The following is a 3,301-nucleotide window of genomic DNA, read 5'->3' as shown; positions in this document are numbered from 1 at the left end:
TGACCAACAGCACAGAGCCACAACCAAGGAGGCAGGCCATGGGAAAAAGTGTACTGTATGTGGGGTTGGATGTCCATAAGATGTCGGTTGACGTAGCCATTGCCGAAACAGGTCCCGCCGGCGAAGTAAGGTTCTACGGCCGCATCGGGGGGGATCTGGAGGCCCTGGAGAAGGTGACCCGCAAGCTTCAGGCCCAAGGCGCCGAACTGCGCTTTGCCTACGAGGCCGGTCCTTGCGGCTACCAGGTTTACCGGCACCTGACGGCCCGAGGGCTGGAGTGCCTGGTGGCCGCCCCCGCCCTGATCCCCCGGCGCCCCGGCGACCGTTTGAAAAACGACCGCCGAGATGCCTTGGCCCTGGCCCGGCTGTTGCGGGCCGGAGAACTGACGCCGATTAAGGTGCCCGACGAAGACGACGAAGCCATGCGGGACCTGACCCGAGCCCGAGAGGACGCCATCTGCGTGGAGCGCCGGGCCAGGCAACGCACCGTGGCCTTTCTGCTGCGTCACGGCCGCGTTTATCAGGGTAAAACCACCTGGGGCCGGGGCCACTGGGCCTGGCTCCTGCAACAAGTCATGGACTACCCGGCCCAGCAGATCGTCCTCCAGGAATACCTGGACGCGGTACGAGAGGCCAGGGTGCTGCGTCTCACCGGGCAGATCCGGGACCTAGTCCCCCAATGGCGTCAGGCGTCCTTCGTCGCCGCCTACCAGGCCTTGCGCGGGGTCTCCCTCATCGTTGCGGCCACCGTGGTGGCGGAAGTGGGAGACCTGGACCGGTTCAACAACCCCAAGGAACTCATGGCCTATCTGGGGCTGGTACCTTCGGAGCACTCCAGCGGCGCCTCGGTGCGCCGGGGTCGGATCACCAAAACCGGCAACAGCCATGCCCGCCGAGTCCTGGTGGAAGCGGCCTGGGCCTACCGCTTGCAAGCCCGGGTCACCCGGCACTTGTTAAAGCGCCAGGAGGGCTTACCGGAGCGCGTCCGGCAGCTCGCCTGGAAAGCGCAACTAAGGCTCTGCACCCGTTATCGCCGCCTTCTGGCCCGGGGCAAGGCAAGGCAGACCATTGTCATCGCCTTGGCCCGCGAGTTGGCAGCCTTTCTCTGGGCTATTGGCCGGGCTGTGGCGCCAGCAACTGCTTAAAAGAAAAACAAAAATCAAAAGCAAAGGCGCTGTTTAAAGAAAAAGATAAAAAAATTCTCAGGCCCCAGCGGGGCGCGACCACGGTAAGGAGAACCCTCGTGTCTCCTAAGGGAATAGGCCGCAGGCCGAAACTCACGTCCAATAGAGAGAGGCAGCTCCGTGACGAAGCCAGGTCAGGCGGTAAACAACCCGCGTATATCAGAGTGATCAAACGTCGCTAAAGCGTCCCGCCCCGCTGGGGCCTGAGAATCATCCCGCAGCTTAACAAAAAAACCAAGGGGCTCTCGCGCCTGCTTGACAACTTCCAACCATATCAGGAGACTGGCGTGGATTCTTACCGGATACCATACCACTTGGGTGATCTTGACTTTGCATATAGGAGATTTATTCAGGTCTGAGTCTACCAGGTTCTCTGGATTGAATTTCAGCTTCAACATGCTACAATGCCGCAATCGGCGAAAAGCCTTTCCCGGCAAGCGGGATAACCGTTGGCGGTTCTCAGGCCGATGCAACTACAGAATGCGCCTTAAGGGCGTAGGGGGGGTGTTTATGAAAGTAAAATTTTTTTTCATCTCGATTTTGGCGGCAATGACGTTTCTGATCCTGGGGCTGGGTGTAGCAAACCTGGAAGCCTCGCAATTCCTGGGAGAGGTTACCTGGAGCTACTCAGGCGGCGGCACCATCAAGGCTGGCATCAGCAAGGTCGGCGGTTCTTATTATGAAGTGCAGGGACAAGCAGATGCTGGTCCCAACGGGCCGATTATTTTTTCCGGGGGCGGAGCCTTGGTGGGAAACACTTTTGAACTTAGCGGGACGGCGACCCAGGTAGAGACGAACACTGGCGGCACGTATCATAACGCCAATATCTGGCGGATCACCCTCGACTCCCAATCATATAACGGCTCGATGTGGATAATGACCACTTGGTACAACCCTGCCCAGAACCCTGGATCGTTGGGGTTTGGCAATTCTTTTGACACCGGGACACTTACTAAAATCAGCGGGCCTTCGAACCCGGCAACCACCCCGCTGTTACCATTATTGCTCCAATAAATTGCCTCATCACGAGAAAAAATTAATAGGGGCGACCCAAAGGTCGCCCTTTACTTTCCCTTGAACAGCAATCACATATTCCAGCAAGTGTTGCTTTCTGCTATTGTCACGCACCGTTCCATGTCTCAAAATGAATTCTGAATCAAGATCATATTCATCTCTTTGTAAATCCTCTGAAAAATCTGATTCGACATCTATCTGAAGCTGTTTGACCTGCAAGACGGTGCAATTAGGTCTCCTTGGTTAATTGGGATCACTGCCTTGACTATGACCCTGCCCAACCAAGCGGCTAAATCTCATTCAAAAGAATTCTATTAACCTCTTTATCCTCGATCCCCAGATACCGCATGGTTATCGAAGGACAGGAGTGATTGAACCTTCTAGTCAAGATATCAAAACCCACTCCAAATCTGAGCCTTTGATGGTATCCGAAGGTCTTCCGCAAAGAGTGGGTTCCGTAGTTCCCAGTCAAGGCAATCAGCCTACACCACTTTTTGATCAGGTGATTGACAGCGTATTTAGTCAGTGCCTTCTTAGTCTTAGACGACCTGAAGAGAAAGTCATCATCTGAGGTCTCACATGACCCCAGATAACGTTTTAATGCCTTATAGGAGGCTTTATTAATCATCAGCACATTGGTCTTCCCAGTCTTGGATTCCCTGATTTCTAGCGAATCTCCTGGCTTCAACCTCTTAACATCTTTGACCTTCAGCCTCAGCAGGTCACTAATTCTCAGGCCATTGTTGATCCCCAGGACAAAGAGGCAATAATCTCTGGGTTTACCCGCTAATATTGCCTTGATCCTTTCCAGATCGTCCAGATTCCTAATGGGATCAACCTTGATTTTGCTTCCTTTTGCAGGGTGGTTAGCTGTTACCTTTGGCATTGAGTTCGTTCCTCTAAAAAATATCAACTTTTAGGATTAATTATAACTAAAATCGATAGTAATGTTAACCAAGGTTTGACTGGTTCTCTGGAAAGTTTGGTAAGTTATGCAAATGATTACAAATGCAGCTATTGAGAGATATCAACTTTTTCCTAAAAGTTGATATTGCTTCGAAGGAATCCTGCCTTATGACCCTTCCTTGACAGATTAGCTTTCC

The 3,301-nt window shown here is 53.2% G+C and carries 3 protein-coding genes; 2 read left to right on the top strand and 1 reads right to left on the bottom strand.

Features of this window, described 5'->3' with window-relative positions; translation table 11 throughout:
• Positions 1 to 38: 38 nt before the first annotated feature.
• Both AC11W3_RS20780 and AC11W3_RS20775 read left to right on the top strand, forming a co-directional pair.
• Positions 39 to 1,145 (top strand): IS110 family RNA-guided transposase, encoded by a 1,107-nt coding sequence (locus AC11W3_RS20780; RefSeq protein ID WP_484093695.1) that lies wholly within the window; start codon positions 39 to 41, stop codon positions 1,143 to 1,145.
• Positions 1,146 to 1,694: 549 nt separating this feature from the next.
• Positions 1,695 to 2,198, top strand: coding sequence for a hypothetical protein (locus AC11W3_RS20775; RefSeq protein ID WP_484093694.1), 504 nt, complete (start codon positions 1,695 to 1,697; stop codon positions 2,196 to 2,198).
• Positions 2,199 to 2,487: 289 nt separating this feature from the next.
• Here AC11W3_RS20775 and AC11W3_RS20770 read toward each other — a convergent pair whose 3' ends face one another.
• Complete coding sequence (locus tag AC11W3_RS20770) at positions 2,488 to 3,084, bottom strand: site-specific integrase (RefSeq protein WP_484093693.1); 597 nt, start codon at positions 3,082 to 3,084, stop codon at positions 2,488 to 2,490.
• Between the last annotated feature and the right edge of the window lie 217 nt (positions 3,085 to 3,301).

This window comes from Geomonas sp. (assembly GCF_056994735.1).
The sequence above is the reverse complement of the archived record's forward strand: the minus strand, read 5'-3'. Positions and strand labels throughout refer to the sequence as shown.